The organism is Bifidobacterium choerinum (assembly GCF_002761235.1).
Classification (GTDB): domain Bacteria; phylum Actinomycetota; class Actinomycetes; order Actinomycetales; family Bifidobacteriaceae; genus Bifidobacterium; species Bifidobacterium choerinum.
This window is the reverse complement of sequence record NZ_CP018044.1, coordinates 938798-964277: the sequence shown is the minus strand read 5'-3', so window position 1 is coordinate 964277 and position 25480 is coordinate 938798. Positions and strand designations below refer to the sequence as shown.

Genomic DNA, 25480 nt, shown 5'->3' with positions numbered 1-25480 from the left:
GTCGAGCCGTGCCCCACACGGCGAAGCGCGGCGCGCAACCCTAGTTACAAGGAGAGCCGTTTTGGCAACCAAGATTCGTCTCAAGCGCATGGGCAAGAAGTTCTATGCCGTGTACCGCGTCGTCGTCATGGATTCGCGCAACAAGCGTGACGGCCAGGCCATCGAGGAGATCGGTCTGTACAACCCGAACACGCAGCCTTCGACGATCGAGATCGATTCCGATCGCGCGCAGTACTGGCTCGGCGTCGGCGCCCAGCCGACCGACCAGGTCCGCAACCTCCTCAAGATCACCGGCGACTGGCAGAAGTTCAAGGGCCTCAAGGGTGCCGAGGGCACGCTGAAGACCGTCGCCGCGAAGCCGGATGCGGCCACGCTCATCGAAGAGGCCGACACGAAGGCGCAGAAGCTCAAGGCCGCGAAGGCCGAAGCCGAGCTCAAGGCCAACGAGGCCGCCACCGACGCCGACGCCGCTGCCGAGCAGAAGGCCGACGAGAAGGTCGAGTTCGCCGATCCTGAAGAGTCCGCTCCGGAAGCCGTCTGATCATGCTTGCTCAAGTCGTGGAACATCTGATTAAGAACATCGTCGATTTCCCTGACGACGTTTCGGTCAAGTCCCATGAGAACGCGCGTGGTGAGCTGATTCGCGTGCGCGTCAATCCTGAGGACATCGGACGTGTGATCGGCCGCAACGGCCGCACCGCCAACGCGATCCGCACCGTGGTGCAGGCGATGGCCGACCACAAGGTGCGCGTCGACATCATGGATGTGCGCAAGTGAATCATGAATCTTCACCGATGGACCCTCAACAGCCCGAGCTGCTGAGGGTCTGTCGTATCGGACGCGCGCAGGGACTCAAAGGCGAAGTGAGCGTGCAGCTGTTCACCGACGAACCCGAGGAGCGTTTCGCCCCCGGCTCGCCGCTGTTCACGAAGGGCGCCGCCGACGAATACGTCGTCGAGGGCGCGCGCACGTTCAAGAACCGCTGGTACATCAAGCTTGAAGGCGTCGACGACCGCAACGCGGCCGAGGCGCTGGGCGGCACGGTCCTCTACGGCGAGCCGTGGGAGCTCGAGGAGGACGAGTTCTATCCGAAGGACATCGTCGGCCTCGAGGCGCGGCTCAAGTCGGACGGCCGTGTCCTCGGCAACGTCGTCGACATGATCGAGGGCGCGCAGTGGCTGCTCAAGATCCGCTTGGCCGAGCCGGTCGGCGACGAGAAGACCGCGCTCGTGCCCTTCGTCATCGACCTCGTGCCCGACGTGGACCTCGAGGAGGGTTATCTGACGATCGATCCTCCCGGCGGCCTGATCCCTGGCATCTGACGGCCGCCGCCGACCATCATCCGACCGTTTTCCCGAATGCCTCGGCCGCGCCACGTGGCCGGGGCATTCGGCTGCATCGACGGTGACACTGTGTCGTCATCGACACCGCGTTGCCATCAACGCCACTACTTCATCAACACTGCAAGGAGTCCTCATGGACATCGACATCGTCTCCGTGTTCCCGGAGTACTTCGACGTGCTCAACCTCAGCCTGTTCGGCAAGGCGATGGAACGTGGGCTCGTCACGGTCCGCGCGCACAATCTGCGCGACTGGACGCATGACGTGCACCAGTCGGTCGACGATACGCCGGTCGGCGGCGGCGCCGGCATGGTGATGAAGCCCGAGGTGTGGGCCGAATGCCTCGACGAGCTGCTCGACGTCCCGGCGGACGCCCCGGCGGACGCCGATGCGACACCCTCCTCCGACTCCCCGATCCTGATCTTCCCGAATCCGTCGGCGCCGCTGTTCACGCAGCAGGACGCGACGGCATTATCGCACGCCGGGCATCTCGTCTTCGGCTGCGGCCGCTACGAGGGCTACGACGCGCGCATCCCGCAGTACTACCGCGAGCGCGGCATCGACGTGCGCGAGTACTCGATCGGCGATTACGTGCTCAACGGCGGCGAGGTCGCCGTCTCGGTGATGCTCGAGGCGATCACCAGGCTGCTGCCCGGCTTCATGGGCAACGCCGAGTCGATCGTCGAGGAATCATATACCGGCGCGAACGCATTGCTCGAGCACAGCCAGTACACGAAGCCGGCCACATGGCGCGGCATGGCGGTGCCGCCGGTGCTGATCTCCGGCGACCACGGCAAGGTCGACCGATTCCGGCGCGACGAGGCGCTCGAGAAGACGTCGAGGATCCGTCCCGACCTGATCGAACGTCTCGATTGCGCGGCGCTCGACAAGGCCGACCGCAAGACGCTGATGGCGCTCGGCTGGGAGGTCTCCGGCTCGCATCCGCGCCGGCTTGGCTGAGATGGTGCAGTGCTGAAGCGTTTCAGTGTTCTGCCATCTCAGTCGCCGCACTGCGCGTCGACGAGCCGTTCGTAGGCGTCCGAACGGTAGGTGTAGACGGTCGTCTCACCGTAGTCGCGGCGGTCGTCCTCGACCCATCCCGCAGGCGGCGCCGGCGGCTTCGTGCGCTTCGAGCGTTCGAGGACGATCGCGCCGTGCTCCCCCACCAGTCCGCGCGTGACGAGGTCGTCGAGCAGCCGCGCGCAGTCGTCGGTCGCGAATATGTACGGCGGGTCGATGAGCACAAGGTCGAACGGCGCGTCGACCTTCGCCTTCGCCGCGTAGCGTTCGGCCTTCGCGCGCACGACATGCGCATCCATGCCTTCCTCCCAGCCGGCGTGCCGTTTGATCGCCGTCAATGTGCCGGCGATCAGTTTCGCCGCCTGCGCGTTCGCCTCGACGACGACGAGTTCACGCGCGCCGCGGCTCAGCGCCTCGATGCCGAGCGCGCCGGTGCCGCCGAAGAGGTCGAGCACCCGCGCGTCCTGCAGCAGGCCGTGCGATTCAAGGCGCGAGAACAGCGCCTCCTTCGTCCGGTCGGTCGTCGGTCGCGTCACGGAACGCGGCGTCGCGAGCGGCGCGCCTTTGAATCTGCCGGTGATGACATGCATACCTTCAGAGCCTAGCGCCTCACCCGCCCATCGTGACGCGGTTCAGGCGCAGCGCACAGCCGGCCGCGCCGAGCAGGAACACGATCGCGAGCGCCAATGTAATCATGCCCTGTTCGCGTCTGCCGCCGGTCGACGGCAGTTCGACGCCGGCCGTGTTGACGAAGGTGCCGTCGTCGACGGTCGTCGTCGCCGTCAGCTTGCCGTCGCCGTCATCGGTCACCGTGATCGTCAACGTCGCCGTATGCGTGTCGTAGTAGATGCCGCCCTGCGTCGCGGTGTCGTCGATCTCGCTGACATGGTAGACGTAGGTGCCGGCATGGATGAACGTGAAGGTGCCGAAGCTGATCGGCGTGACGAAGCCGCTTTCCGGCTTGCCGACGCCCACCGTGCATGTGCGTTTCTCGACGTCGCAGCTGACCGGGCTCTGCGGCGTTTCGGCGGCGCCATCTGCGGTCGTCGCGCCGCCATCGGCCTGTCCGACCTTCCACTGTGGCAATGTCGGCTGCGGGTCGTCGGGCGCGTATTCGGTCACGTCCTGCAATGTGAAACGGAACCGCCAATCGTCGTCCCACGACGGCGCGCGCAGCTCCTTCTTGAGTTCGGCCGGGGTCGTCACCTGCACCGGAGTCGGCTCGTACACGTTGATGAAGGTCGTGCCGTTGATGCCGGTGACCGTCCATCCGACACTGTACGCGCCGAGACCGTTGTCGATGACGCTGAAGGAGACGCGCGCCGGCTGCGCATAGTGCAGACCGTCGATCGTCTTGCCGGCGTTGGCCTCGGTGACCGTGTAGACGTAGGTGCCCGGCTGGCTGAACGTGAAGTCGCCGAATCCGAAGCCGTTGGCGTTCTCTTTCGTCACCGTCACCTCATGGGTCTGCGGCATGGCCGCGGCGAGCGTTGTTTCATCGACGGAGGAGGATTCCCCGTCGGCGGCGAGCGTGAACGTGAAGGACTCGCCATCCTTCCAGTCACGGCCCTGCAGCGCCTTCATGAACGTGACGGACTGCGTTGTCGGCTCGATCTTGTAATGGTTCGTGAACGCCGCGACCGTAGTGGCTGCATCATCGACGGTCGTCGTCACCTCGAGCGTGCCTTTGCCGGTGTCGCTGACGGCGATGCACGCCTTGTGCACGGCGGTGTCGTAGGTCACGCCTTGGAAGACGGGTCCGCCGTCCGGTCCGGGCATCGCGGCAGACGGGACGATTTCGGCGATCTTGTAGCAGTAGGTCTTGCCGGCGTCCTCCTTCGTGAAGGTCAGTCCGCCGAGCAATGTGCCGTTGACCGGCCAGACGAGCGCCTGACCTGCCGGAGCTGTGTAGGGGTTCGAGGTCCGTCCCGCGCCTTCCGGAAGCGGGGCATCGCCGATCGGCGTGATGCCGAACGAGAACTCGCCTGCGCGCATCGCACGTCCGGTCAATGTCTTGCTGATGCGCAGCGCGCCGACGTCGCCGTAGTTGAGCGATTCGACGGCATAGGTGTTCGTGAACAGCTTCGTCGATTCATCAGAGCTCAGCACCGCCTGCAGCTTGCCGTGCTCATCCGTGACGACGACAGTCACCGTGTGCCGATGCGTGTCGTAGGTCCATCCTTCGGCCGTCGGCTGCAATGTGTCCGGCAGCTGCTCGTTGATCGTGAACGTGTAGGTGCCCGGCTTCGTGAAGGTCAGCTTCGGGAACGTCACATCGCCGGTGGCGTCCTCGGCGATCGCCGGCGTCATGGCCGTCAGCGCATCGTTCCACGGCGCGCCGTTCACGATCACGTTCGCCGCATCGCCGGCGAGCGAGGCTTCGAACGTGAACTTGCCTTCCGCGGCGGCGCCGCCGGTGACCTTCTTCTGCACGTCCAGCTGGACATCGACAGGCGTCGCCTCGTAGCGGTTGCTCAGCTCGACCTGCGTGCCGCCGCCGGGATATTCGACCGACGTGACGAGGTTGTCTTCCGCGTCGCGGCTCACCGTCACGACGACCGTGTAGTCGTTCAGGTCGTAGGTCATGCCGTCCTTCGTCGGATTCGCGGCGGTCACGCCTTCGGGGACGACTTCGCGCACATGGTAGGTGAACCGCTTCGCCTCGGTATCGTGGCCGAGCGCGTCGCCGGTGAACTGGAGGACCTGCCGCCAGCTGCCGTCGAGGCCGACGTCGACGATCGCGCCGTCGTCGGGCAGCACGGGGCCGCCTTCGGGATTGGCCGGATCGGCGGTGACGCGCACCTTGAACTTGCCGACCGTGTCGTTCGGGTTCGTGCCGGTGACGTCCTCGTAATGCTTGATGCCGTGGATGTCGGCCGTCGCCTCGTCCACGCCGAGGAACCGGTTCGTGAACACGGCGGCCTCGACGGGCGGTTCGCCGTCGAGATGGGAACCGTCATCGGCGAAGGTGTTCGTCAGCTGTCGGCTGGCGATCGTCAACCTGCCCTCGCCATCGTCCTCGACGACGACGGTGAGCACATACCGCGCCGCCGAATAGCGCATATTGGGCTGCGCGTCGCCGGTGTCGGCGTTGTCGGACTCCCTGATGACGTACTGGTAGGTGCCCGGCATCGTGTAGACGATCGATCCGAAGGTGAACGGCACCCGCTCGTCCTCGTCATACGCGCCGCTCAACGTGACGCTCGTCTGTTCGGGCATCGCGTCGGCCGGATTCGCATCACCGGCGCTGATCGTGAACGTGAAGCGGTCGTTGTCGGTGTTCCAGTCTCGACCTTCAAGCACCTTGACGCCGCTGACCGACGGCCCCTCGAGCGTGACCGGCTCGGGCGTGTAGCGGTTCACATACGGCATCGTCAGCATGCCGCCGGAAGTCACCGTTCCCGCACGCGTCGGACCATCATCGACGCTCCAGCCGGGGCCGCCGGCGTTCGTCTGCACGCAGGTCGCCGTGACGCCCGCCGGGATGTCGTAGACGCTGATCGATTCGCCGTCCTTGAGTGAGAACGTCGAGCCGTTGCCGATTTCGGTTGTCGTGCCGTCGCTCTTCTCGCCGCGCACGGTGCCGGTGAACGGCGTGCCGTCGGCGTTCGCCAACGTAAGCGTGAACGGGAAGGATTTGTCCGGATCGGGTGTGACGCCTTGCGGCCAGACGACCGTCTCGGTCACCGTGAGCGCGCCGGGGATTTTGAGCCGCTGCACACCGTTGTTGCCGAGACGCACATCGACCTGCGTGTCGACCCATTGCGGCGACGACGCATATTTCGCCGTATCGGTCGGATTCTCCGATTTCTCACGCGTGTACTGGTTCGCGAGCGCCGTGCGCGGCGTGCCGGCCGTCACATACCACTGACTGGTCGTCGGGTTCTGGGCGGCGGCGCGGACCGCCGCCTCGCCGGGCACGGCGATCCACTGTTCATGGCGCGCGTCGTCGGCGTAGAACACGCGCTGGTAGTAGTAGGTGCCGTCGGCGTCGATCTCCGTCGCCGGGTCGTCGAGGCTCTGCGAGTTGTACAGCGGCGTGTCCTGCGTGAAATAGTAGAAGTCGTTCGTCGTCGCCGGCGTGAACACGGCGGTCGTGTCGCCGTAACCTTCGTTCGGCTGGCCGTCGTAACGGTTCGTCAAGAAGCGGATCGTGCCGTCGGCGTCCTTATTCGCGGCGATGTACTGGGTCATGTCGGCGTCCGGCTTCGAGACGAGCTCCTTGACGCCGTCCTTGAGCCCGACCTCGTAGAACAGGCGCATCGGATGGGTGCGGTTGATCTGCGTCTTGACGCTGCCGTCGGCGTTGACCTTCGCCGAATACAGGCGCAGCGGCAGCAGTTCCTCGGGCACGTCGACGGTCACGAGGTCGCCCCGACGCGCCGGCGTGGCGCCATCGTCGAAGCTCTGCACGGTGATCGTCATCGTGCTCAGATCGGCGGCTTTGTAGATCTCATTCGCTTCGACAGTGCCGTCAAAGACGTAGGTCGTCGTATTGCCCGATGTGGTCTTCGAGACCTGTGTGAACTGCTTGCCGGCGAAGACGATGCTGTTCATGTCGAGCACATGCATGTAGTCACCGAGCTGGTCGGTGAAACGCACGACGCCATGTGAGGAACCGGGCGTACTCGACTGGATCGGCGAGGTAGGCGCGCTCGACACCTCGTCCCAAATCGTCTCGAAGACGAGATTGAGCTTGTTGGCGTCGGAGGCCGCGAGATAGTGCTTGCCGCTCGCTTTCTGACCGAGTTGCACCGTCGTGAAGCCGGTGGCCTTCGGATAGTTGCTTGAGACGCCCTGCATGAAGGCGTTCGCCTTCTGCGTCGAGTCGCTCGAATTGGTCACGTCCCCCATGTTGGCGCTGGGATCGGCGCCTGCGAAGACGCCGATCGAGTATACGCTCGCATCCGCTTCCTTCATCAGCTTCGCCTGCGCGATGGCGGCATTGGCCACAGTGCCGTCGAATCCGCTGTATCCCGGCTCACCGTCGGTGAAGAAGATGACGACTTTCTTCGCGTCGGCGCGGGCATTGTTCAGTACGTTGTTGGCCAGGCGGAGACCTTCATCGGCATAGGTCGCACCTTCGCCGTACAAACCGCTGACCGTCGTCTGCAACGCGGTGAAGTCGGCGGTCAGGCCGCTGCGAATCGAGGAACCCTGTTTGCATTGGCCATCCACGGTCTTGCAGGCGTAGGTGACCAGACCGATGCGGTTCTTCTTGTTCGGATCGCTCACGGAGGCGTTCGCTGTGGCCGTCTGGTCGATGAAGCCGTTCACCGCCTGCTGGAGCGCGAACATGCGAGAATCCGAGGAGTACTCGTAGAACTGCGTATGCCCGTAAGCAGAATCATTGGCGCTCGTCTTGGGCGTCACCGAATTCCAGGAGCCCTGATTTCCTCTATACCCCCAAGATTTGCTGTTTTCGTCCCAAGTCACCTCTCGATACGACAACCAACCACGAATGTAGTAGGTCTGCGTCTTGTCGAGATCGCCGGAATATACCTCCGTATAGGTGTCCGAAGCGGTGCCGCCATCCATCGCATTCTTCATCGAACCAGATGTGTCGAGCACGAGGACGATGTCGAGCGGCTTCGTCACGTTCACGACGCCGGTGATCCTCTGTGCGCTTGACATCGCCGAAAGCCCGACAAGGAACGCGTCCTTGTCGGTATGCTTCGGCTCCACCTGCACCGTTTCACCGGTGTAGGTCGTGAGCGTCACCGCGTCCGTCGACACCGATTTGTCGGTCCAGACGCGGCCGGTCGATCGCGGATCGGTCGGATTGCCGATGCCTTGCTCCCATTGCGTGAAGGTCGTCGGATCGGCGACGCGTGCGGAGTCGGCCGCCTCCGCGCGCGTCGGCGCCACGGCGATCGCCATCGTCACGATCATCGTCATGCCGATCACGGCCGCGACGATCCTCCTCGTCTGTGTACCGACTGGACCGAGGAATCGTTTCCCCCACTCCAGCACCTGCTGTCCGTTCATCACAGTGCCTTTGCTTCTAGATTGTTCACTGTGGACAAACGCGCCGATGCGTACCCCACCCGCAGGAAATCAGGGCCTGAAAGGCTGCGGATGCAATCCCTACCGGCGATGTCCCAGTTTTTTGTCTTTTAGCATACATGCTATCAGCATAATCTTCATACGTCGACGGCGTCTCATATGTGCGTCCGCGACCGTCCATGTTCGCGGTTTCGGCGTCGTTCCCACACGGACCATGGCGGATTCCGCGGAAAGCGCACACGCGCCGCGCGCGATTCCATCGGTTGTTCGGCGTGTCGCCGCCGCAGGCGCCGTGCCCGGCTCAGTTGCTCGTCAGGAACTTCTCGTTGCCGCGCGTGAAATCAAGCACGGCGCCGGCGAGCTGCACATGTCCCGCAAGCCCCGGATCGGCGGCGAGCACGGCCTGCGCACGGTCGCGCGCGTCGGCGATCATCGGCGCGTCCTTGACGACGCGCAGCAGCTTGAGACTCGATTTACCGCCCGACTGCGCATCACCGAGCACGTCGCCGGCGCCGCGCAACTCGAGATCCTTGGCGGCGATGTCGGCGCCGTCGAGCGAATCAGCGATGACCTGCAGCCGCTCCTCGGCGATCGACGCCGGCTCGGCGCGCGAGACGAGGAACGCCCACGCGTCGGTGCCGCCTCGGCCGACGCGGCCACGCAGCTGATGCAGCTGCGAGAGCCCATAGCGGTCGGCGTCGAAGATGACGATGCAGCTCGCCTGCGGCACGTCGACACCGACTTCGATGACGGTCGTCGCGACCATGACCGGCGTCACGCCGCTCGCGAACTCCTCCATGACATGCTGCTTCGCCGCGTCGTCGGCGCGGCCGGTGAGCGTGCAGATCGCGACGCCGCGGAACTGCGGCAGCGACTGCAGTCGTTCGCGGATCTCGACGACCGCATGCAGCGGCGGACGCGGATGCTCGGCGTCGTCGCCGAGTTCGACGAGCTGCATGTCGTCGTCGGCATCCGTGCCATCGTCCTTGGGCACGTCGATGCGCGGGCAGACGATGTACGCGCGTTCGCCGGCGTCGATGCGCGCACGCAGATGCCAGAACATGTCCGACATCAGCTTGCCGTCGTCCTCCGGCACGATGAACGTGCGGATCGGGCGGCGACCTCCCGGCCGTTCGGTCAGCCACGAGATGTCGAGGTCGCCGAACCATGTCATCGCCGCCGTGCGCGGAATCGGCGTCGCCGTCATGACGAGCAGATGCGGGTCGCGTTCCGATTTGCCGCGCAGCGTCTCGCGCTGCTCGACGCCGAAGCGGTGCTGTTCGTCGATGACGGCGAGCGCGAGGTTCGGCGCCTGGAACGACTTCGAGAACGCTGCGTGCGTCGCGACGACGATGCAGGGTTCGCCGCTCGCGGCCTTCGCGAGGACGCGGCGGCGCGCGGCGAGCTTCATGCCGCCGGTGAGCAGCAGCACCGGCACGTCGGCGTCCAGCGCGCCGACCGATGCGGCGATCGACTGGTAATGCTGTTCGGCGAGCACCTGCGTCGGCGCGACGAGCACGGCCTGATGGCCGGAGCCGACGGCCTGCAGCATCGCGGCGACGGCGACGACGGTTTTGCCGGAGCCGACCTCGCCCTGCAGCAGCCGTTGCATCGGATGGTCGGCGCGCATGTCCTCGCCGATGCGGTCGATGACGTCGCGCTGGCCGTGGGTCAGCGGGAACGGCAGCGTGGCGATGTAGTCGTCGCGCAACGTGACGTCGTCGCAGCGGAAGGCTTCGCTCGCACTCGCCGCGTCGCGCGCCATCAGCAGCGCGCACTGGCAGACGAAGGCCTCCTCGTAGCGCATCGTCTGGATCGCATGGCGGAAGTCGGCGACGGTGTCGGGGTCGTGGATCGCGCAGAAGGCCTGCGCGCGGTGCATCAGATTGAGTTCGGCGCGCACCTGCTCCGGCAGCACGTCGGGAATCGCTTGTTCGAGCGCGGCATGCACGGCGTCGCCGTCGTCCCACAGCGAATGCGTCGGCGTGTCGGCGGCGGTCATGTCGGACGTCGCGGCGGCCTGCGGGTCGTCGCCGGCGAGCATATGCAGCAGCATCAGAATCGACTCGTGGATGTGTTCGCTCGAGATGCGCGAGTTCGCATGGTAGACCGGGCGTGGGCGGCAGACACGGGCGAGGCCCTGCGCCACGGAGTCGACGTCGTAGCGCAATCTGCGGGCGGGCGTGTTGCGCGGCCGGTCGCCGCCGCGCGCGGCGGACGGCTCGTCGAAGGCGAGCTGCGCCGGCGACGGCGTGGGCTCGGCGGGCGTGACGGTCAGGATCTCGGGATGCGTGAACTGCAGACGGTCGTTGAAGACGCTCGGGTCGCCGGCGATGACGATGCGCATGCCGGTGGCGAGCCGCGACGCCATCCAGTCGATGTACGACTTGCGGTGGGCGAAGAAGACGAGGTTCGCGGCGCCCGGGCGCAGCCGGTGCTCGCGCGCGTAGTCGGCGTCGTCGACGAGCACTTCGAGGCGGTAGGAGCCGCGCGAGCTCATCGGCGCGACGCGTACGCCGCGCACTACGACCGGGCAGGCCATCTTCTCGCCGAAGCGCACATCACTGAGCGCGCGCACCGGCACCGGCTCGGTCACGCGGAACGGATAGTAGCTGAGCGCCTCACCGACCGTCGTGACGCCGAGCGCCTTGAGCGCGCTGACGCGCCGCTTGTTCGTCAGCAACGACGCCAGCGGCGATTCCACGGTCACGGTACTCATAGTCCCCCATTGTCCCACGTGCGCGGACGAGGCGCCACGGATGGCGGCTGCGGTGCGGCCTGTACGGCCCGCAACGGTGGCCGTCCGGCCCAGTCCCCGCGTCCTAAACCGTCGACCTGGTCGACGACCCCACCCGCAAAACAGCCCCTCAGCGTCCCAACCCATCGGCCCCACCGACAAACCCACCCGCAGAACAGCACCTTTGCGACCCGAACCATCGACGCGCCCGACGAACCCGACCGCAGCGTCCCAACCCATCGGCCCGATCGATGATCACGACCGCAAAACGGCCTGTCCGCGACCCGAACCGTCGAGCCGGTCGACGAAACCGGACGCAGGATGGATTCCGGCGGTCTGCCCGCAGACTGGTCCTCTGCATCTTCTGCGATCCGTCTCAACGCGGCCGTCGCCGGGCGGAGAACAGAAAAACCCCGCCGGATGAGATGGACTCCTCCGACGGGGTTGCTTCATGCGTTTCGCATGGTTCAATGCATATCAGTTGGCGCTCACACGCTGAACCTTGCCTGCCTTGAGGCATTTCGCGCACACGCGAAGGCGGACGTTCTGACCGTCCACGGTGGTGCGAACCGGCTGGAGGTTCGGCAGGAAGCGGCGCTTGTTACGAATATGCGAGTGCGACACGGAATAACCCGTACGCGGGCCCTTGCCACACACTGCACAACGAGCTGCCATAATGGACTCCCTATAAATTACTGTTGACTTGCAAGTCTGCGTGCGGCTGCGTGCATACAAGAACGCACGCCGTCACACACAACTTCCCAATGATACATCCAGATGCCGGACAACGCCACTTTCCCGTGCCCCCTCACGATTTCGCCGACCGTTCGCCCCTGCATGCCTACCACCCGCCGCATACCCCCGTACGCCCCGCCCGCCTCACGCCGACGTCCCGCACGGCGGCGCAGTCGCTCGCACCCCCGGCACATCGCCAAAGCGCTCTGTGACGGTTCAGGCCCCGCGCACCTATCCCGAAGCCGCCGCAGTATTCGGGCATCCGCATCCCCGCACATCTCCCTACGCCCACCCGTCTATCTCACCACCGGGCCGGTTCGTGTCCCGTTCCCGCACACAGCGTCTACAATCGTAACCAGAGCGTCTTCTCTCTGGGGGCCGCCAACCGGTGCCGGGAAGTGCCGGACCATATCGGGAGTGGGTAAAGGAAGAGGTAGTGGAGCCTCGCGCGCATCGGCAGATGGCAATCGCGCCGGGTTCCGGTGAGAAAGGAACCGACCATGCTCAGTGACATCGTCAACAAGATCCGCGCGCAGCGCGACCATGAACCCACCGTGATCTCCCTCGGCCAGACCTGGGTGGACACGCTGATGCGCGTGCCCGAAATGCCGCAGGCCGGCCGTTTCGTCGAAGCGAGCACGGTGAGCCGTTCGATCGGCGGCAGCTTCCAGGTGCTCGAGGCGGCGGAACGCATGGGCGCGCGCACCGAGTTGGCGAGCATGATGGGCACCGGCCCGTGGGCCGACTGCATCGCGCACGCGCTGCGTCAGGCGCATATCGTCCACACCGGCCGCACGTTGCACAATCAGGACAACGGCATGCGCATCATCCTGTCCGACGGTGACGCGAAATCCTATGTCGCGCACCACGGCGCCGAGTCGCGCGGCGACGCCGACGCCTTCAAGAACATCCACCCGAAGAAGGGCGATGTCGTCCACATCGGCAGCAACGCGCTGATGAACGACGGCGCCGTCGCCGTCCACCAGTTCCTGTCGCATCCCGCATGCCAGCCGCAGACGCGCACGTTCCGCATCGTGCTCAATTCGACGCGCGCGTTGCGTCTCGTCAACGCGCAGCTGCTCGAGACGCTGATCCTCGCACGCCCGGTCTGGTCGATGAACCGCCAGCAGGCGTATGCGCTCGCCGAACGACTGTCGATCAGCATCGACGAGACGCCGACGCTGCGCGTCTCCGGCGGCTTCGACGAGTCGATGCACGAACTGTGCACGGCGCTCAGCGAGGTGCTGCGCGCGCCGGTCGTGCTGCGCGCCGGCTCGCGCGGCGCCTGGATCCGCCAGCACGGCGAGGGCGTCATGCACATCGACGGCTTCCCGACGAAGGCGACGCATATCCGCTCGGCCGGCCCGGTGCACACCGGCGCACTGTGCGCGCTGCTCGCCGAGGGCTGGGACCTCGAGGCGAGCGTGCAGATCGCGAACGCGGCGGCCGCGCTGTCGATTGCGCACAATGTCGACGGCGTGCCCGTCTGCCCGTCCTACGACGAGGCGACCGCGTTCATCAAGGAACGCCTCGCCGAATGATCTTCCCCTGAAAATCCACCCATGCAACGGAAGGCGGGCCGTCATCGATCGGTCGTCGCATATGCGACGCCGCCGTTCACTCCCCGCGTTCGGCCGCGAGCACATCGTCGGCGTTGAGCACGCCGTAGCGCAGGCACTGCCGCAGCAGCCGCAGCACGTCGCCGTCGATCGAGTTCGCGAGGATGTCGGCGGCCGCGTCGGCCGCGCACGGGAATCCGGCGTCGACGAGTCCCATCGCGGCTTCGGCGAGCACGTCGAGAGCGCGCGCCTGCGGGGCGACCGGAATGCCGACCTCGCGCAGCCTGGCGACGGCCCTGTCATGGTCGGGCAGCTCGTCCCAGCCGAGCTGCGCGAGCAGCTGCGCGACCTCGCGGCGCGCGGACGGCGCGTAGGAGGCGCTGTCGAGCGTGCGCATCGCATAGCAGGCGGCCGCCGATTCTCGGTCGCCGTTATTCCACAGCGCGTAGGCGAGGCGATAGTAGACGAAGTCGACGTCGTCGCGTGCGACGGCAATCGTCAACGCGAACTTGAGCACGCGCGCCGCATCCTCGTAATGTTCGTTGTCGGCGTGCACGACCGCCTCCTCGAAATACGCGGATGCGCAGGTCGGCGCGATGCGCTCCATCGCCTGCGCCTGCGCGACGGCGGCCTTGTAGTCGCCGTCGTCGCGGTAGATGTGCGTCAGCCCCACGCGCGCGTTGTACAGCGCGTCCGGCGCCTTCCAGTAGCGCGTGTCCGGACCGTCGTCGACGAGGGAGACGAGCAGGCGCTGCGTCGGGTTTTCGCAGTATAGCGGCCGCTGGTTCGCCGGCGCCTGGTCGCTCATCTCGATCTGCATGATGACCGATTCGAGTTCAATCGACGTGCCGATCGGCGTGTCCTCCTCGTTGTCGCGGCGCAGGTCCATGACCTCCGATCCCTTGATCGAGGCGTCGTCGTGCAGGATGTCGAGATCCCGCGCGCGGTCGGCGCGCAGCAGCGCGCCCAGCCGCGGCGGCAGTGGGCGCGCGTCCGCCCACAGCGGCGTGCGGTTCGCCAGCAGCGACTGCGGGATCGGCAGCGGCGTGATGACGTCGAGGCCGCGGCGCGCGTTGAAGGCGAGCGCGAAGTCCGTCGGTTCGAGCATCGGCACGACGCGCGCCGGATCGTCGTCGAGCGCCACGTCGTCGAAGGCGCCGTCGCGGTAGCGCGGCAGCACGTTCGTCGTGAAGCGTTCGCGCTCGAAGCGCAGCGAGAGCACAGGATCCTCGGTCTTGTACAGCGAGCCGCGGTAGCCGGTGACGGTGACGGCGTGGACGGACGGCCCGGCCGTGAACGCGATCTGCGCGAGCAGGCCGGCGAGTTCGAGTGAATACGTCGCGGCGTGGGCGGCGCGCATCGTGCGCACGTCGACGACGTGGCCGTCGTGCCAGTCGCTCGACTGGAACTGCGTTTCGTCGGGCGCCGAGAAGATGATCGCCATCTCGCCGGTCGCCGCGTTGACGTCGGCGCGGTATTCGAAGCGGCGCGGCAGGATCAGCGACTCGCCGATCGTGATGAAGCGCGTCAACGTGTCCCACATGCCGCCCGGCGCGGCGGCCGCGTCGTTGATGCGCGCGAAGCGGTTGTTGACGTTCGTGTAGTCGAGCACATGGTCGACGTGCTGCGACCAGATGTGGTCGCGGCGGTGCACCGCGTCGTAGCAGGCGGCCTCGTCGAGCGTCGTGACGAAGCCGTTCTCGTTGTCGCGCATGTCGGCGACGCGCCGCACGGCGCCGATGCGGTTGAGCGCCGATTCGATCGCGAGCACGACGTGCCGGTCCTCGGTCGGCAGGTCGCCATTGAACACGGCCCAGAACAGGTTCGTGCCCTCGACGATGATGAAGCGCACCGATTCGCGCGCGCTGACCGGGCGCAACGCGGCCGCGCCGGCCTCGATGAGCTCACGTGCGGCGAAACGGTCGGTCGGGGCCGCCGTCGCCGCGTTGACGGCGCCCTTCCAGACGATCGCGTCGACCGCGTCGGCGACCGGTTCGCGCGTCACCCGCATGAACTCGTCGAAGATGCGGCCGAGTCCGGCGCCGGGACGGCGGCCGGCGAGCGTCGGGACATGATACGCGAGCAGCCAACTCGCCGCAAGCACGGCCGCCGTCGGATAGGTGCCGCGCGTGTAGGGGCCGAGATCCATCGCCGCGGCGAGGATCGTCGTCTCGTCGCCGTTGCGGCGGTATTCGCCGAAGCTGACGCCGCGGCCGGGTTCGAAGACGCTGCGCACGCGCATCGGGCCGGTATGGTCGTCGCCGTCCGTGTCCCATTCGTCGAAGTGCACATCGGCGCGGTTGCCGTGTAGCGCGTCGGCGGCGGCGGCGTCGAGGACGTTGGCGGCCGAGAACACCTTCAGATCATCGCGGATCCATGCGAGCACATGCACGCCGCCGCCGGCCTCCTCGACGACGTAGCCGAGGCCGTGCGCCGGCTGCGGCAGCGCATCCGTCACCGCGTAGGTGTGGCCCGCCGGCAGTCCGGGCAGCGTCGGCAGCCGGTCGGTGCGCCCGCGTTCGTCGAGCTGACGGATCGGCCGCGCCGCGTGCCTCGCGCGCGACGGCTGCGTCGATTGTGCCGTCGGCGGCTGCTGTGCCGTCGTTTGCGCGGTCGCCTGCGACGTCGGCGTCGCGGCGCCGGATCCCGGCGCCGGCGGGATGGGTGGCACGATGAATCCGTCTGTGCCGTTCGTCTGCGTCATCGTTTCGTCCTTTGGTCGTGGTCTGTCGTGATCATCATGCGGTCGTCATCGGTCCGTCATCCGAACTCCGGTGCTCACTCGTCGCCGAGCTCGTCCTCGCCGTAGGTGCCGTAGAGCAATGTGCCGCCGAGCCAGTTGAGCGTGTCGTCGCGTTCGGCGGCCGCGAGCAGCCGCGTGCCGATGGCGGCGGCCTTCGGGAAGCCGGCGTCGACGAGGTCGATCGTGTTGCGCGCGAGCAGATGCATCAGGGCGTGCGACGGCACGATCGGGATGCCGTTCGCGCGCAGCAGCTGCTTGGCGTCGTCGATCGCCGGCGCGCGGCCCAGGTCGCCGTCGAGCAGTTCGCTCAGCTCCTCGAGCGCCGTGTCGCGCAGCCAGCGCACCGGCATCGTCAACGTCATCGCGTAGCAGGCGGCGGACAGGTCGAGCTTGCCGAGATTGCGCATCGCGTAGGCGAGGCGGTAGTAGAGCATGGCGACGTCGTTGGCCTCGACGGCGTACGGCAGCGCCTTCGTCAGCACGTCGGCGTCCTTCTGCCAGTCGGGCTCCTCGACGTCCACATACATCGTCGATTCGCTGATGTACGGCGGAATCGACAGTTTGCCGATGTGGTGGATGCGCGCGAGCAGTTCGCGCGCCTTGTCGAACCGCCCGTTGGCGATGTTGATGCGCGCGAGCTCGATCAATGCGCGGAACAGCGCGTCCGGGACCTTGAAATAGCGGATCGTCGACGGGTCGACGCGCGGTTGGCCGTCCGCATGCGCCTGCGGATCGTCGTCGGCGAGCGCGACGAGTTCGCGCTCGCCCTGGTTGTTGCAGTACAGCGGTCGGAACGACGGCGTCTCCTGCGGCAGCGACTTCGACAGCTCCATGACGACCGATTCGAGTTCGATCGCGGCCGACACCGGCGACTCCTCGTTATCCTCGATGATTTTCTCGACGTCGGCGATCGAGATCGGCGCGTCGTCGTGCAGTACATCGAGTTCGCATGCGCGTTCGGCGCGCAGACGCTCGCCGAGGTCGGCGGGCAGCTCGCGCATGTCCTTCCACAGCGGCACGCGGTGCGCCTTGATCGCCGGCGGCATCGGCAGCGGCGCGACGCCGCGAAGGCCGAGGTCGGCGCCGAGGTCGACGGCCTGCGCGGCCGGCGCGAGCAGCCGCAGCAGCGCGGCCGGATCGAAGTCGAGAACGGCGTCGCCGATGTCGTCGCCGAGGTAGCGCGGCAGCACGTCGCCGTAGAAGGCCATGCGTTCGAAACGCATCGACAGCACCGGCGTGCCGGTGATCATGCCGGCGCGCGCCGTAATCGTCACCGACGTCGTCGCGACGCTCGACGAGAAGCCGATGTAGGCGAGCAGGCCGGCGAGGCGCAGCGCGTAGACGGAGGCCTGCGCGCCGCGCGTGTCGCGCGCGTCGCGCCAGACGCCGTCGTCATCGACGCGCGAGGCCGGGAATCCCAACGCCGTCGGCGCGCCGAACGCGATCGCCATCGTGCCGGACGCGTTGTCGACGTCGACGCCGTACTGCAGACGCAACGGCAGACGCAGCTGTTCGGCGACGTTGCCGAAGCGCGTCAGCGACTCCCATGCGCCGCCGCGTCTGGCGCGCGCGTCGTAGAGCTCCATGAACGGGTTGCGCGCGTCGATTTCGCCACGCACGAAGCGCGCATGCTCGCCCCAGTGGCCGAAGGCGTCGCGGAACACGAATCCGGTCGTCCGTTCGTCGAGCGTCGCGAGCAATGCGACGTCGTTGTCGAGGCGCGCGGCGACGTTGCGCGCGTCGACGGCGCGGTTGAACGCGCCCTCGACGGCGATGACGAGGTCGCGCTGCAGACCCTGCACGGCCTCCTCGTCGAAGTTGATCCAGAACTGGCCGGTCGTGTCGAGCCGATGCATGCCGAGGTCGGTGTTCGCGGCGATCGCGCGGATCTGCGGCGCGCCGATCTCGACGAGCTGCCGCGCGAGCGCGCGTTCGACCGGCGTGACGCGGCCGCCGTTCGACATGCCGCGGTGGATGACCATGTCGATCGCGTCGGGCAGCGGCATCTTCTCGACCTGTTCGAAGAAGTCGGCGAAGCGTCCCGAGCTCGTCGTGATCTGTTCGCCGCGCACGGCGGGCAGACGGCATGCGAGCAGCCAGCAGGCGGCGATCGCCTCGGCGCGCGGATGCGGCGCGCGCCCGTAGACGCCGGCGTCGAACGAGCACTGGGCGATGAGGACGGCGCCGTCGGGGCCGACCGCGTATTCGCCGATGCAGATCGGCAGGTCGGGGTCGTCGCCGCGGAAACCGTGCACGGTGTCCCAGACGAAGATGCCGCCGATCACGTCGTTGCCGGCGTTCCATGCGTCGAACTTGAGTTCGACATCGGCCGTCGACGGCTCCTCGGTGAGCACCGTCGACGTCGGATGCACGGCGTCGTCGCCGGCGATCCACGCGAGGATGTTCATCTGGCCGGCCGGTGTCAGTTCGACGATGTATCCCTGGCCGCCGTCGGGCTGCTCGAGCGCCTGCACGACGCCGACGCGCATGTCCTGCGGCTGTTCGGGCACCGGGTCGATGAGCCTCACCGGGCCGTTCGTGTGCCCGCCCGCCGGCGCCGGCGCCGGCGGCGGCACGGCGGCGGCCATGCCCGACGGCTGCTGCTCCATTGGCTGCTGCGGCTGCGCTGATTGCCGCTGCTGCGCCGCAGCTTCGGCGTCGCGCTGTGCCTTGTCCTTCTTCCTGCCGAATCCGAACACGTCGCGTATGCTCCTTCCCGACGGCGCCGCCAGGCCGTCGTCGTCTGCTGCGTCTGCGGCGCATATCGATGTCCGTCACCGGACCGATCGTCTGCGAGACCTCGGCGCCCGCAGCCTCAAGCCTTCCTCGGAGGGCATTGCGCCTGCGCCACCGTTGTGGCGCGCCTTTCCATGGTTTCGTCAGTGTAGCGCAGTCGCCGCGCGCCTTCACCGCCGTCCCAGCACGTGAGAACCGCGCGCGGGCGCGCGGGCGCAGCCGATGCGGTACCGTGGTGTCCATGCATGTGATTCTCGCCTTCGACAAGATCCTCCTGTGGTTCCTGCTGTACAGCTTCATCGGCTGGCTGTGGGAGACCTGCCTCAACATCGTCATGAAGAAACGCTTCGTCGACCGAGGCATCCTCAACGGCCCGCTGTGCCCGATCTACGGCTTCGGCGCGCTGCTCGCGATCTACGCGCTGCCCGGCGAGCATTCGTTCCTCGCGCTCTTCCTCAGCAGCGGCGTCCTCGCATGCACGCTCGAATACCTGACCTCGTGGGGCATCGAGAAGCTGTTCCACATGCGGCTGTGGGACTATACGAACAAGCCGTTCAACATCAACGGCCGCGTCTACCTCAACGGCTTCATCTTCTTCGGCCTCGGCTGCACCGTCATCAAACTGTGGGTGCAGCCGCACGTCGCCGAACTATGCGACGCGATCGACCCGACGACGCTGATCGCCGTCTCGACGACGCTGCTCGTCATCACGCTCGTCGACGCCGTCATCACCTTCGGCAGCCTGATCAGCATGAACAGCCGCCTCGGCCACGTCGAATCGGACATCAAGTCGCTCAAGCAGCGCGGCATCGCACACATCGACGTCGGCATCACGGCGGCCGACGCGCACGTCGAGGCCGCCGGCGCGCGCTTTAACGCGGCCACCGACGGCCTCGGCACGCGTGTCGGCGAGAAGGTGCACGACGCCGGCGAACGCGTCAGGGACGCGAGCGACCAGTTCTCGGCGCATGTGCATGACCTGTTCAGCCTGCAGCAGCGCCGCCTCATCGACGCCTACCCGCAGATGCGCACGACGCACGACCCGCATCTGCTCAAGGAGGTGCGCGCGCAGTTCGCGAAGTACCGCGAGCGCCGCGCGCCGCACACGTCGCACTGAGCCGTCCGCGAGCGCCGCGGCCGCAACGCATGCGACATCCCTTCGGCGTACGCTGGCCTCATCCCCGTCCCGTCGATCCGAAAGGCTCCCATGATCAACGACCGTTTCAAGGACATGCTCAACGAGAAATCCGTCATCCGTTCGATCAGCGAACGCGCGAGCGCACGCAAGCGCGAGATCGGCGCGGACCACGTCTTCGACTTCTCGATCGGCAACCCGAACGTCGCATGCCCGTCGCAGTTCACCGACGCGATGCTCGACCTCTACTCCACCGAGCCGCCGCATGCGCTGCACGGCTACAGCCCGTCGACGGGCATCCTGTCGGTGCGTCAGGCGATGGCCGACTCGCTCAACCGCCGTTTCGGCATGGACTACGAGGCCATGCATCTGTTCCCGACCTCCGGCGCCACCGGCGCGCTCGCGCACGCGTTCCGCGCCGTGACGAAGCCGGGCGACGAGATCGTCACCTTCGCGCCGTTCTTCCCCGAATACCAGCCGTATGTGGAGGGCACCGGCGCGACGCTGACCGTCGTGCCGCCGGACACCGAGCGTTTCCAGATCGATTTCGACGCGTTCGAGCGCACGCTCAACCCGAAGGTCGCGGCCGTGCTCATCAACACGCCGAACAACCCGTCGGGCACCGTCTACTCGGCCGAGACGCTCGAGGCGCTTGCCGACATGCTGCGCGCCAAGCAGCGCGAGTTCGGCCATGACATCTTCCTGATCTCGGATGAGCCGTACCGCGAGATCGTCTTCGACGGCGCCGAGCAGCCGTATCCGGCGCGCTTCTACGACAACACGCTCACCTGCTATTCGTTCTCGAAGTCGCTGTCGCTGCCGGGCGAGCGCATCGGCTACGTCGCCGTCAACCCGCGCGCGACCGACGCCGATCTGCTCGTGCCGATGTTCGCGCAGATCAGCCGCACGATCGGCCACAACTGCCCGTCGTCGTCGATGCAGCTCGCCGTCGCGCGCGTGCTCGACGACACGAGCGACCTGTCGATCTACGAGACGAACATGAACATCATCTACGACGCGCTCGTCGACCTCGGCTTCACGGTGCAGCGTCCCGGCGGCACATTCTACATCTTCCCGAAGGCGCTCGAGGAGGACGCGAACGCCTTCGCGCGCAAGGCGATGGACTACGACCTGTACATGGTGCCCTCCGACTCCTTCGGCATGCCCGGCTATCTGCGCATCTCCTACTGCCTCGAGACCGACCAGGTGCGCCGCGGCGCCGAACGGCTGCGCGAGTTCTTGACCGAGGTCTACGGCGGCTGACTTCCGCCCGCCGCAATCGTCGGCCCCGCGCGAGGCCGTCCGTCCGTACAATGGGTCAGGGACGGCCGAGGCGGCGCCGACGCAGGATCGGCGCGCACGGGCACGTTCCGGGAAGGTCGGCATGGGTAACATTCTCGACTACGCGCATACGGAGACCCGGGATTTCTCCGAGTGGCCGTTCCATGTGGCCGACGCGCTCGTGTTCGCGCTGCTGAGCTACGACAAGATCCCCGACGACGTGCCGACGCTCGCGACGCTCGAACAGCGCTACGGCAGCTTCGGCAGGCGTGTGCGCTCCTTCGACTGGCATCGGCTCGCGCATTCGTTCCGCGCGCTCGCCCGTGCGCCCTTCGACGGCCCGGCGCTGCGCCGGATCGAGCATGAGCTCGGCGCCTACGAGGTCGACCATCCCTATATCGCGAAGCATTCGGGGTTCGGCGATCCGCGCGTCTCCCATGAGTTCTACCGTTCGATCGCCGCGAATCCGCGGTTCTCGGTCGTGCATGTCTCGGCGGCCGAGGAACGCTTCGACGAGGCCGCACAGACGCAGTTCGCCGCGTTGACGTTCCGGCTGCCGACCGGCGAGCTCGTCATCGCCTTCCGTGGCACCGACGATTCCCTCGTCGGATGGAAGGAGGACTTCAACATGGCCTACCGGTATCCGGTGCCGGCGCAGAAGCACGCCGCCGACTATCTCGAACAGGTGGCCGCGCTGTGGGACGGCGACATCATCCTCACCGGCCATTCGAAGGGCGGCAACGTCTCCGTGTACGCGGCGATGAACGCGCACGACGACGTCAAGGACCGCATCCGCCACATCTACTCCTTCGACGGCCCCGGTTTCCCGCCGGACGTCGTGCGCAGCTACGAGTACGGCACCATCGTCGATCGCGTCACGAAGGTCGTGCCCGATTCGTCGATCATCGGCATGCTGCTCAACGAGTCGCCGCGCGAACGGCTCGTCGTCGTCAAATCGGACGCCGACGGCCTCGGCCAGCATTCGTGCTACAGCTGGCAGATGCGCGGCGACGACTTCGAGATCGCGCCGGGAGGACTCTCGGACAGTTCGAAGACCTTCAACGACGCGCTCAACGATTGGCTCGGCGGCATGACGCAGCGGCAGCGCGAGCATGGCGTCGAGGCGCTGTTCCGCGTGCTGATGTCGAGCGGCTACAAGAGCACGACCGAGCTGATGAAGGCCGGCCCGCGCGTCATCCCAGGCATGCTCGGGCAGTATGTGGGCCTGACGAGCGAGGAGCGCAAATACATCAACCAGGCGTTGTGGATGCTCGCGACGGCCACGTTCCGCCACTGATCCGCCGGCGCCGCGCAGCCGGCCCGTCCATGCCGGGACCCGCTCCCGGTTTTCGCCAGCAGCCATCGAACGGCCTCGGCGCATCCTAGTGCCTATACACTGGTGAACAACGGCAGGAGCGCAGGGTTCCATCCCGCTCTCCTCTCTCGCGCGTGGCGCATGGTCCGAAGGGAATCCGGCACCCGTGCCGCCATCAACAATCGACCCAATCCGAAGGAGCGGAACGCATGTCTAGGCCTCGTCGTGATGCAGAGATTCTCCCGGCCAAGGAACGGCTTGAGAATGCATTCTGGACGCTGCTCGAGGAGCACGACTACGACAGGATCACGGTGACCGACGTCGTGCACGCGGCGCAGGTGAACCGCAACTCCTTCTACTACCATTACTCCGGCCTGCCCGAGCTGGCCGACTCATCGATCCTGCATGAGGTCGAGCAGCTGCCGATGCCAATCTATACGCGTCCGGACGGCGACCCGAACGTCGAATGGCGCCATTTCTGCGTCCGTCTGCTCAACGACCCCGAGCAGCTGCAGCATCTCAACCGCCTGTCGCTGCTCGTCGATCCGCACAGCAACGAGGAGCTCGTCGAATCGCTGCGTGACTTCCTGCGCATGACGCTGTTGACGATCGTCGGCTCCGACATGGTCACGGTCGAGCCGAAGACGAAGATGCTCGTCGACTTCTGCGTCGGCGGTATCATATCGTCGCTGTACAACTGGCCGCAGCTGCGCAACCAGATCTCCGCCGACGACATGCTCGACAGCGACGTCGCAATCCTCGCGATGGGCCTGTTCCTGACGATGGCCGACGAGGATCCGATGTCCTACTGGCGTCGCATCGTGCTCGGCTACAACCGCGTGCACAACCATGTGCCGAGCTTCATCGCCCCCGGCGACCGCCACCGCTGAACGGCGCCCATACCTGTTCCGCGGCCCCCGATGGTTCGACGACCATCGGGGGCCGCGTCGTCCTCCACGGTTCCTTGCCGCCGGTATGATGGCGGTGCCGCCGACCGGCGGCCGTCGATTCGTTTTTCTTTTTCGGGAGCGTCATGGACTTCGTGCTGAACTGGCTGCGTGCGAACAGCGGCAAAATCATCCTCGTCGTCGTCGTGACCGTCGTCGCGATGATCGCGGCGCGCGTCACGTCGCGCGTGCTCGACAAGGTGCTGCGCCGCTCGCAGATCCCGAACGCGTCGATCTTCATCAACCTCGCGCGCATCCTCATCTGGACGCTCGCCGTCACGATTGTGCTCAAGCCGGTCTTCGGCGTCAACCCGGTCACATTGTTCACGGCGCTCGGCATCGGCGGCTTCGCGATTTCGCTCGGTCTCAAGGATTCGATCGCGAACACGATCGGCGGCTTCCAGCTGATGTTCTCGCATGTGCTGCAGCCGGGCGACGTCGTCTCGATCTCCGGCGTGACCGGCACCGTCACCGACGTCACCTGGCGGCAGACCGTCGTGCGCGAGCGCAACGGCAACACGTTGATGATTCCGAACTCGGTGCTCAACACGACGGCGCTCGAGAAGTACCTGCCGACGAACGAATCGCAGGTGACGATCCCGTTCACGGCGAAGCCGGGCGTCGACATGGACGCATTGACCGACGAGCTGCTCGGCAAGATCGACGAATCGGCGCACGACCTGATCAGCGACGAGCCCAAGCCGATGATCCGCTTCACCGGCTTCTCGCCGTCCGGCACGACCGGCAACATCATCGCCTATGCGAAGCCGGGCGTCGCCCTGTCGGCCGTGACCGACGCGATCGCGCGTGACGTGAGCGCGTCGCCGATGTTCACCGACCTCGCCGCTTCCGGCTCGGTCGCCGCGAAGGACGCCGCCTCCCGCTGACGCACGCGTCTACAGCAGCGTCATCGCGAAAGTGCCGATGACGCCGACGGCGAGGAAGACGATGACGCCGGCGTTGCCGAAGAAAGCCGGCATCACGGCGCCGCGCGGCAGCTCGTCGGGCGCCGCGTAGAAACGGAAGCGCCGGCGCCTGCGGATCAGCAGCACGAAGCCGGCGATGACGCCGGCGAACATCAGCACGAGGTAGAGCGCCATCGCGACGATGAACAGGACGTCGCCGGTCTGCGGATGGCTCAGCAGGTCGGGCTTCGTGATGATCCGCTCATAGCGGTCCAGCATCGACGTGCCGACGATCGCACTGTTCGCGTTGATGACCATGTGCAGCGCGACGCTGTAGCGCAGCCGGCTCGTGCGCGTGTAGACGTAGCCGAACAGCAGTCCCAGACCGAAGGCGTAGAAGAACTGGTACAGGTTGAGGTGGAACAGGCCGAAGAACAGCGCGGACAGCACGATCGCCGGCTTTTCGCCGTAGCGGCGCAGACGGCCGATAATCTGCCTGCGGAACAGCCATTCCTCGACGAGCGGCGCGACGACGACGGTCGCGATCACCATGACGAACCAGTTCGATCCGCTCATCATCTCGTTGATGCGGTTGTCGGCCTTCCCCGACGACAGCAGCGCGGACAGGCCGGTGCCGAGCAGGTTGCCGACCCAGATGATCGGCAGGCACATCAGCAGATAGACGAACCACTGCGAGAAGCGCAGCGCGAAACGGCGCGGCACGAGCAGCGGCGTGCCACGGAACAGCTGGTAGCCGATCGGGATCGCGCACACGCACAGCGCGAAATCGGAGATCGCGATCGCCATCCAGCCGGCCATGCTGCTGCGCAGCCACATGAAGGCCGACTGCAGCAGCAGCGAGATGGCGCACCAGATGACGATGATGAACGTGGATCCGGCGCCGATCGACGACGCGGCGCGGCGCGCCTTCGTGACGCGTTCGTCCATCCGCGGCTGCGGCCCCAGCGCATAGTACATCGGCTGCCGCGCCGGCGGCATCGGCATCGTCGGAACGCTCAT

General features: G+C 66.6%; 17 protein-coding genes. 10 read left to right on the top strand and 7 right to left on the bottom strand.

The genetic code is table 11. The annotated features are described in order from the left end of the window. Nucleotides 1–61: 61 nt before the first annotated feature. The 4 genes from rpsP to trmD all read left to right on the top strand — a co-directional run bounded on the left by rpsP (nucleotide 62) and on the right by trmD (nucleotide 2301). Nucleotides 62–541 (top strand): 30S ribosomal protein S16, encoded by a 480-nt coding sequence (gene rpsP / locus BcFMB_RS03720; protein ID WP_024541611.1) that lies wholly within the window; start codon nucleotides 62–64, stop codon nucleotides 539–541. Between the two features lie 2 nt (nucleotides 542–543). Next, the gene (locus BcFMB_RS03715; RefSeq protein WP_026644714.1) at nucleotides 544–777 is read left to right on the top strand and encodes an RNA-binding protein; all 234 of its coding nucleotides are present in this window, start codon (nucleotides 544–546) and stop codon (nucleotides 775–777) included. 17 nt (nucleotides 778–794) lie between these two features. After that, nucleotides 795–1322, top strand: a complete 528-nt coding sequence (gene rimM, locus BcFMB_RS03710) for a ribosome maturation factor RimM (RefSeq protein ID WP_029675748.1) — start codon at nucleotides 795–797, stop codon at nucleotides 1320–1322. 154 nt (nucleotides 1323–1476) lie between these two features. Then, nucleotides 1477–2301, top strand: a complete 825-nt coding sequence (gene trmD / locus BcFMB_RS03705; protein WP_024541614.1) for a tRNA (guanosine(37)-N1)-methyltransferase TrmD — start codon at nucleotides 1477–1479, stop codon at nucleotides 2299–2301. 38 nt (nucleotides 2302–2339) lie between these two features. On the opposite strand, the gene rsmD is transcribed toward trmD, so the two are convergent. The 4 genes from rsmD to rpmB form a co-directional block, all read right to left on the bottom strand. Beyond that, nucleotides 2340–2951 carry a 16S rRNA (guanine(966)-N(2))-methyltransferase RsmD gene (rsmD, locus tag BcFMB_RS03700; protein WP_099721091.1) on the bottom strand — a complete coding sequence of 204 codons (612 nt, stop codon included), beginning with the start codon at nucleotides 2949–2951 and terminating at the stop codon, nucleotides 2340–2342. Nucleotides 2952–2970: 19 nt separating this feature from the next. After that, on the bottom strand, nucleotides 2971–8349 hold the full coding sequence (locus tag BcFMB_RS03695; RefSeq protein WP_099721090.1) for a Spy0128 family protein: 5379 nt from the start codon (nucleotides 8347–8349) through the stop codon (nucleotides 2971–2973). Between the two features lie 319 nt (nucleotides 8350–8668). Continuing rightward, complete coding sequence (locus BcFMB_RS03690) at nucleotides 8669–11086, bottom strand: ATP-dependent DNA helicase RecG (protein ID WP_099721089.1); 2418 nt, start codon at nucleotides 11084–11086, stop codon at nucleotides 8669–8671. Between the two features lie 495 nt (nucleotides 11087–11581). Further along, on the bottom strand, nucleotides 11582–11779 hold the full coding sequence (gene rpmB, locus BcFMB_RS03685; protein WP_081663964.1) for a 50S ribosomal protein L28: 198 nt from the start codon (nucleotides 11777–11779) through the stop codon (nucleotides 11582–11584). Nucleotides 11780–12339: 560 nt separating this feature from the next. Between rpmB and BcFMB_RS03680 the strand changes: the two genes are divergently transcribed. Next, on the top strand, nucleotides 12340–13380 hold the full coding sequence (locus tag BcFMB_RS03680; protein ID WP_099721088.1) for a PfkB family carbohydrate kinase: 1041 nt from the start codon (nucleotides 12340–12342) through the stop codon (nucleotides 13378–13380). A gap of 76 nt (nucleotides 13381–13456) precedes the next feature. Here the strand turns inward: BcFMB_RS03680 and BcFMB_RS03675 are convergent, their stop codons facing one another. Together BcFMB_RS03675 and BcFMB_RS03670 are read right to left on the bottom strand one after the other, a co-directional pair. Next, nucleotides 13457–16102 carry a tetratricopeptide repeat protein gene (locus tag BcFMB_RS03675; protein WP_099721087.1) on the bottom strand — a complete coding sequence of 882 codons (2646 nt, stop codon included), beginning with the start codon at nucleotides 16100–16102 and terminating at the stop codon, nucleotides 13457–13459. Nucleotides 16103–16176: 74 nt separating this feature from the next. Beyond that, nucleotides 16177–18840, bottom strand: a complete 2664-nt coding sequence (locus BcFMB_RS03670) for a tetratricopeptide repeat protein (RefSeq protein WP_099721086.1) — start codon at nucleotides 18838–18840, stop codon at nucleotides 16177–16179. 278 nt (nucleotides 18841–19118) lie between these two features. On the opposite strand from BcFMB_RS03670, the gene BcFMB_RS03665 reads away from it, so the two are divergent. The 5 genes from BcFMB_RS03665 to BcFMB_RS03645 all read left to right on the top strand — a co-directional run bounded on the left by BcFMB_RS03665 (nucleotide 19119) and on the right by BcFMB_RS03645 (nucleotide 24442). Beyond that, a complete protein-coding gene (locus BcFMB_RS03665) occupies nucleotides 19119–19994 on the top strand; it encodes a putative ABC transporter permease (RefSeq protein ID WP_024541621.1) in 876 nt (291 codons plus the stop codon). 90 nt (nucleotides 19995–20084) lie between these two features. After that, nucleotides 20085–21275 carry a pyridoxal phosphate-dependent aminotransferase gene (locus tag BcFMB_RS03660; RefSeq protein WP_099721085.1) on the top strand — a complete coding sequence of 397 codons (1191 nt, stop codon included), beginning with the start codon at nucleotides 20085–20087 and terminating at the stop codon, nucleotides 21273–21275. A gap of 121 nt (nucleotides 21276–21396) precedes the next feature. After that, a complete protein-coding gene (locus tag BcFMB_RS03655) occupies nucleotides 21397–22590 on the top strand; it encodes a DUF2974 domain-containing protein (protein ID WP_024541623.1) in 1194 nt (397 codons plus the stop codon). A gap of 227 nt (nucleotides 22591–22817) precedes the next feature. Next, nucleotides 22818–23498 (top strand): TetR/AcrR family transcriptional regulator, encoded by a 681-nt coding sequence (locus tag BcFMB_RS03650; protein ID WP_157775073.1) that lies wholly within the window; start codon nucleotides 22818–22820, stop codon nucleotides 23496–23498. A 143-nt stretch (nucleotides 23499–23641) separates the two neighbouring features. Continuing rightward, nucleotides 23642–24442, top strand: a complete 801-nt coding sequence (locus BcFMB_RS03645) for a mechanosensitive ion channel family protein (protein WP_099721084.1) — start codon at nucleotides 23642–23644, stop codon at nucleotides 24440–24442. 9 nt (nucleotides 24443–24451) lie between these two features. Here the strand turns inward: BcFMB_RS03645 and BcFMB_RS03640 are convergent, their stop codons facing one another. Further along, nucleotides 24452–25480 carry a CPBP family intramembrane glutamic endopeptidase gene (locus tag BcFMB_RS03640; RefSeq protein ID WP_099721083.1) on the bottom strand — a complete coding sequence of 343 codons (1029 nt, stop codon included), beginning with the start codon at nucleotides 25478–25480 and terminating at the stop codon, nucleotides 24452–24454.

Coding starts and splice junctions, on each gene's coding strand:
- BcFMB_RS03650 (WP_157775073.1), top strand. CDS start 22,818: ATGTCTAGGCCTCGTCGTGATGCAGAGATTCTCCCGGCCAAGGAACGG.
- BcFMB_RS03690 (WP_099721089.1), bottom strand. CDS start 11,086: ATGAGTACCGTGACCGTGGAATCGCCGCTGGCGTCGTTGCTGACGAAC.
- trmD (WP_024541614.1), top strand. CDS start 1,477: ATGGACATCGACATCGTCTCCGTGTTCCCGGAGTACTTCGACGTGCTC.
- BcFMB_RS03640 (WP_099721083.1), bottom strand. CDS start 25,480: ATGAGCGTTCCGACGATGCCGATGCCGCCGGCGCGGCAGCCGATGTAC.
- BcFMB_RS03655 (WP_024541623.1), top strand. CDS start 21,397: ATGGGTAACATTCTCGACTACGCGCATACGGAGACCCGGGATTTCTCC.
- BcFMB_RS03645 (WP_099721084.1), top strand. CDS start 23,642: ATGGACTTCGTGCTGAACTGGCTGCGTGCGAACAGCGGCAAAATCATC.
- BcFMB_RS03660 (WP_099721085.1), top strand. CDS start 20,085: ATGATCAACGACCGTTTCAAGGACATGCTCAACGAGAAATCCGTCATC.
- BcFMB_RS03680 (WP_099721088.1), top strand. CDS start 12,340: ATGCTCAGTGACATCGTCAACAAGATCCGCGCGCAGCGCGACCATGAA.
- rimM (WP_029675748.1), top strand. CDS start 795: ATGGACCCTCAACAGCCCGAGCTGCTGAGGGTCTGTCGTATCGGACGC.
- rsmD (WP_099721091.1), bottom strand. CDS start 2,951: ATGCATGTCATCACCGGCAGATTCAAAGGCGCGCCGCTCGCGACGCCG.
- rpmB (WP_081663964.1), bottom strand. CDS start 11,779: ATGGCAGCTCGTTGTGCAGTGTGTGGCAAGGGCCCGCGTACGGGTTAT.
- BcFMB_RS03715 (WP_026644714.1), top strand. CDS start 544: ATGCTTGCTCAAGTCGTGGAACATCTGATTAAGAACATCGTCGATTTC.
- BcFMB_RS03695 (WP_099721090.1), bottom strand. CDS start 8,349: ATGAACGGACAGCAGGTGCTGGAGTGGGGGAAACGATTCCTCGGTCCA.
- BcFMB_RS03675 (WP_099721087.1), bottom strand. CDS start 16,102: ATGACGCAGACGAACGGCACAGACGGATTCATCGTGCCACCCATCCCG.
- BcFMB_RS03665 (WP_024541621.1), top strand. CDS start 19,119: ATGCATGTGATTCTCGCCTTCGACAAGATCCTCCTGTGGTTCCTGCTG.